The 5225-nt window shown below is 41.4% G+C and carries 5 protein-coding genes and 1 pseudogene; all 6 read right to left on the reverse strand.

Features of this window, described 5'->3' with window-relative positions; genetic code table 11:
- Nucleotides 1-242 (reverse strand): annotated as a pseudogene (locus GC102_RS28735) (SMI1/KNR4 family protein); the annotation flags it as partial.
- Between the two features lie 98 nt (nt 243-340).
- A complete protein-coding gene (locus GC102_RS28740) occupies nt 341-1366 on the reverse strand; it encodes a hypothetical protein (RefSeq protein ID WP_171692556.1) in 1026 nt (341 codons plus the stop codon).
- Between the two features lie 149 nt (nt 1367-1515).
- Nucleotides 1516-2754, reverse strand: a complete 1239-nt coding sequence (locus GC102_RS28745) for an SH3 domain-containing protein (protein ID WP_171692557.1) — start codon at nt 2752-2754, stop codon at nt 1516-1518.
- Nucleotides 2755-3153: 399 nt separating this feature from the next.
- Nucleotides 3154-3693: a hypothetical protein gene (locus GC102_RS28750; RefSeq protein WP_171692558.1), complete on the reverse strand. Its 540-nt coding sequence runs from the start codon at nt 3691-3693 to the stop codon at nt 3154-3156.
- 324 nt (nt 3694-4017) lie between these two features.
- Nucleotides 4018-4377, reverse strand: a complete 360-nt coding sequence (locus GC102_RS28755; protein WP_171692559.1) for a YolD-like family protein — start codon at nt 4375-4377, stop codon at nt 4018-4020.
- Nucleotides 4374-5225 (reverse strand): DinB/UmuC family translesion DNA polymerase (locus GC102_RS28760; RefSeq protein ID WP_171692560.1); only part of this gene is annotated, 852 nt, incomplete at its 5' end. The genes GC102_RS28760 and GC102_RS28755, both read right to left, overlap by 4 nt.

Raw genomic sequence — 5225 nt, forward strand, 5'->3', positions numbered from 1 at the left:
TCATCCTCCACTTCTTCACCAAGGATCTCTAAATTAGCCAATTTAATCTCTATTGGTGGAATCACACGATAAGGAAAATCAGAATCATTGAAAATCTGCATGCCACCGCACTCTTTATAAAATTCTTCAAGATCGGGTGGCAATATGTGAGAAGAACGAAGTCTTGGTAAAGCCGATGCAGGATAAACTTCACAGTCTGAAAGCGTCTTAGCTTCGTTAATTAACCGAATAACGTAACTCATGTCATCGTCCTTTCTGCGGCTGCTTAACGTTTCTTTGAACTCTCGTTTCCGTTAGCGTAGTTGTACAACTTGCTTTATGTACTTATTATCATTTCGGATCATTTGGGAGTGTAGATTCCATTTACGTACACGTTAAGTCCAAAGTATGGCTGGCCATTGTCCCGGACATAAAGATCCGTGCTGGATATCATGTAGAAGGATAATTCATAATTACTATCCTTGAAAATCATTTCTCCAGATGAGGGGGTAGCTTTAGCCGAGTCAATGGTCCCGACATTAACTCCTCCTTGCTTTAATGCCTCTTTATTTGCAGCATAAAAAGCATCGAGATTAAATAATAGACCATCACCAGAAGTTCTTCTTATGGTCAGCGTGGAGCCACCTAGTTCACCGGAGCCCTCCAATTTATAGGTTCCAGGGTGCAGGCGTTGCCAAGCATTAGGTATGCTTTCTTTAGGGTCAGTTTTTAAGCCGATCATCACATCCGGGACTGTCAAGATTCGGTATGGAACTCCGGAGCGAGCCTTGTCTTCAATAGAGTGATCCTCATTAAACCCAGATTCGGTCTGCTTGAAGATTATTAATTGCGAAATAGGGATTGCGCCCATATACCCAAATCCTGTTGTATAGTCCGCGATCACGATTATGTCCTTTTTTCCGTCACCACTTACATCTCGAAAAGAGACCGCAGAAACGGTATAGAATGACTCCGGCGATTCAAGCTCATACTTCAACTCGGCAACCGACTCCCCACTTTTGAAGTAAAGATGCGGCCGGTTCTTGCCTTTTACGTTTTCTTTAGTGGTTATAAACTCAGATTCCCCAAAATTTTCAAAATTGACTTGAAATGACTGATCTTTCAGTGGTTCCCCTATAATAGAGTCTATTTTTTGGGGGACAGAAGGAGTCATCTTTGAAGGGCTGGCTGACGATAAAGTCGAAGTTGGTGCTGCAAGTTCTGTGGGTGGAGACGAGGATGGAGGCACACTTTTGACCTCAGGTGATACTGTCGAATCGGCAGACGATACGTTGGTCGGGGTTGCCTCGGAAGATGTAGTGCTACTGTTGCAGCCTGAGATGAAGAGAAGAATAACAACGAAAAGTAATTGAATATATTTAGTCAACTTAAATTGCCTCCGGTTCAGAGAAATAACTCTAATTATAATTCAAATAATTTTCGATAAAGATGATCTATTTTCCTGCTTTTGTAATCGCGGATAACTGCCCGTTAGCTGAGAAGGCCGCCGATCATTTGATGTCGGCAGCCTTCTAATTAATAGGCTTTTATGAATTTCACGTTTGAAAGTCGGAATGTGTAGTTTGAAAAACTCTCTTCAAATTTGTCCAACACCGTCGTGAATGAGATATCGTCATTTTGTTGCACACCTGAAACACTCGTTTCTGCACTAGCTAGTAGGTTTCCGTTACTATCTATCATTTGCAAAGTGAAGCTAAATCCGCCGTAGCTCTCGTATTGCGGCATGTTCATTACATATAACCGACCACAAACTGTTTTGTCTCCTGAAATCGTTTTGGGGAATACATCAATGTATCCATTGTTGTCAGGAATTTTATTAGGATTAAGTTCTGCACTGTCATTATGGAGTATCCAGGCATCACCCACCCAAGTTCGAATTTGAAACCATGTATTGCCCCATATATCTTGCACCTTAGCGTGCGCATGCACCGTTTGGGGGGCTAATGGATCCAAAAAGCTTTGAAGATTGGGATAAGCGTATATGTTTGTTGTTTTCGGTAAAAGGATGTCGGTGTTGATCAATTCTACTCCAGTTGGCTGTTCATATCTATGGGAGACCCAACCATGCTTTCCATCATTCGTGGTTACTTTGTAAAAGTCCCCCTGTTGGGCAATTGCACTTACGAGTTGCGGTTCGATCACCGCCGCATTAGGAATATAGGGTTGATTTTCAGGTGCGTTAAACAAAGATGCTGTTCCTTGCAAATTCACTTTGACATCGGGCGATACTTTGGATACACCTTCTATCACCAAAACGCCAGATGGTGTGAACCATTTGTCACCTAGCCAGGTGTCGAGTAGCCAAGAAGGATTTTGCAATGGACGATAAAATATCCCTTTGGTATGAACGATCTGACTAGCGAGCGTCGCTCCTGTGTATCCACATTCTGGTTTGGTGAACAACGGCATGGGGCCCAATACATCAAGAAACTCATCTTTAGGCGTCATCCTACCGATCTCATGAAAATCAATATGCACCCATTGATCACCAAGCCAGTTTGTATGAATTTTCACCCATTTCTGTTCATTGGGAAAAGGTTTATACCAATCCATTTCTGCTTCCACAGTTTGAACATCTTGCGGAGTCAAAGATGCCCATGATGTGGAGAGTTCATTTGGGCTTGCATATAACTTCGTTTCATGCAGAAGCGTGATAGTTTTCGGTAGGCTTGGGGACCACTCATCTGCAAAAACGAATTGAGAAAAAGAAGCGCTCCATATGACTCCGCAAATTAATGCCAACTTATATTTCATCTTTTATCGCCTCCATTTTCATCCCTTAAACTTCTAACAAATAATCCCAAAAGTATAGACGTTGTTAATGTAACACAAGTTGCGTAACAATTTGCGGCAGTAGGTCTCATGCTTAGTGTGTATAGACGCAAGGACCTTTGCCATTGGATAAATGCGTCTGAAAAAAGTGATTAATAAGCTCTGGAGGTTGATCTACGAAAAAAACTGATATCCGTTCTACACGGGTATCAGCTTTATTGGATTTGAAATATTATTATACCAAGATGGGACACTTAGTAGATACTGATGGTTCGATCTGAAAAAAGTTAACTGTGTCTGCCTAATTAGTAGTTATAGAACTCTCGTTTCCCGTTAGCGGAATGATTCATTCTACCTGCTGCAACCTTCAGTTAAATTAATCTACACATTATCTTTGTTTAATTCTTTAATATACTGATAAGCATCCTCAATAGTTCTTAGCTCGATTCGATTTAGTAACTCGGTTGAGATTAATGAAATTTTTTCTTCTCTTTCTAATATTACATTATGATAATTCTTCTTGTAATCATCAATAAAATCAATCTTGCTCTGATATAAATCAAACCTCTCGAGAACGTATAATTCCTTAAGGGTAATAAAAAGGGAAAGGAAATCTTTTATGTTTTTAGCAACTAATTTAATTGGATTATCAAAATCCATAGGTTGAATAAAAACAATTGGTGCTTCCTCGAGTGTAAAAACTGTATCTTGTTTAGTAAGAAAAGCAAAATGGTCTCCATCTGCCCCAGTTCTTGCAAAAACAATTGCATCCTGCGGAGTACACTCATAACCAAAATCATCAATGAAATCCAAGTAGATCCCTAAATAATCGACAAGCTTACTCCCGTAATTATTATACAATTCATCATCTATTACGAATAAGCGACTAAGAGTTTCAGGCAGATCATAACCTCTAATCATCTCTGGGAAAATCTCCTTCATTTTACCATTATTCTACCATATTTGTACGAGGTGAATTGCACTAATCTGCCCGTCCCTCGGTTTTAAGGGTTTATCTCCGTTTTCCGATTTGAAATTTGAAATAAGAAAGAGGGGTGGACTTCTGCACCTAATCGCACCGTTTACAAGAAAGAGGAATCAGGTTACAGATTATCACTCTGGGCTTAGCGTATGTTTTCCGCGTTTTGTTGGTGGTACCCTAAGCCTTGCATACACCACTCGTAAAATTACATTTAGGTGGTGTTTTATTCTCTCCCAACGCTTCTACGGATATATCATTTCATCCTAAGTAAACTCTTTACTCAGCTCTGCCCTCAACACATCTTTATAGCTGATCCAACTCCAGTCCTCAACTCCATTAGATGGATCAACAGTGTCAACTCGGAATTCGCCGTGTTTGCTGCGTGTCACAATACCCGTTATGGTACGTGGCTGATACTCACCATATAATGTGAGTTCAACCGTCTTCTTGTACATCTGTGACTGACTCAGTGTGGCTGATATAATTTGCACTTCCTGCTCATCAAGTACTAGACGCTGGATGCGTTGCATTTCTTTCTGGTTTCTTATTGCAGATTCTTTATGTTGTGGAAGCATCATCCGACTAGACTCCCATAAACCGTTCCGTTCTAATTTCTTGCTCATCGATAATGCCCTCCAATTTTTCTAGCTCTGTCTACCGCGAGACCGGCTTTCATCATACTTGATGCGCGGATGAGTGCCGTACTACCAAACCGGTCTTTAATACCATCCACGACACGATCGAGCTCACGGACCTTTGTAACATCTTCGAATAAATCCAATTGCGTGACCTCTTCATCGACAAGTGAGCCGAGTGTAACTCCGACTTTACGCACAGGTAGACCATTCCAGTTACGGTGAAATATCTCGCGAACTGATCGATATACTTTCAGTGTGTTATTCGTACACAGCGGCATTTTCCGTTGCTGACTAAAACCTGTTGGTGCATCGTATGGCGAGCACATGCAAAAAACATGAACAGTCCCGCTTGTAAACCCTTTTGCTCTTGCATCCCGACATACTTCTTCGGTTAATTCCAAGAGTACAATATCAACTTCTTCCGCGGTCGAATAGTCTCGTGGCAAAGTCATTCCATGCCCGATTGATTTAGGCATTACGTCAAACGTTCCTGGTGTGACTGGACTGTCATCTAATCCGTTGGCAGTACGCCACATCACCTCAGCCTGTATGTCTGACTGTTTACCAAAACGAGCTCGAAACTTCTGCTTGAGAGTCGCAAGAGGTGTCCTAGCAACATGACCTATTGTCGTCATACCGAGTGCGACGAAGTGGCGAGTCATACGCGATCCAACTCCATACATCTTATCAACGGCTAGTGGCCACAACTCACGCTCCACATCTTCTTTACCAAGTGTAAAAATACCATTTACGTTCTTCTTTGCGAAATTATCAGTCGCTTGCTTTGCAAGTATCTTGGTCGGTCCAATTCCTATGCGGATACGTATGTTCAT

The organism is Paenibacillus germinis, assembly GCF_013141785.1.
Classification (GTDB): Bacteria; Bacillota; Bacilli; order Paenibacillales; family NBRC-103111; genus Paenibacillus_E; species Paenibacillus_E phytorum.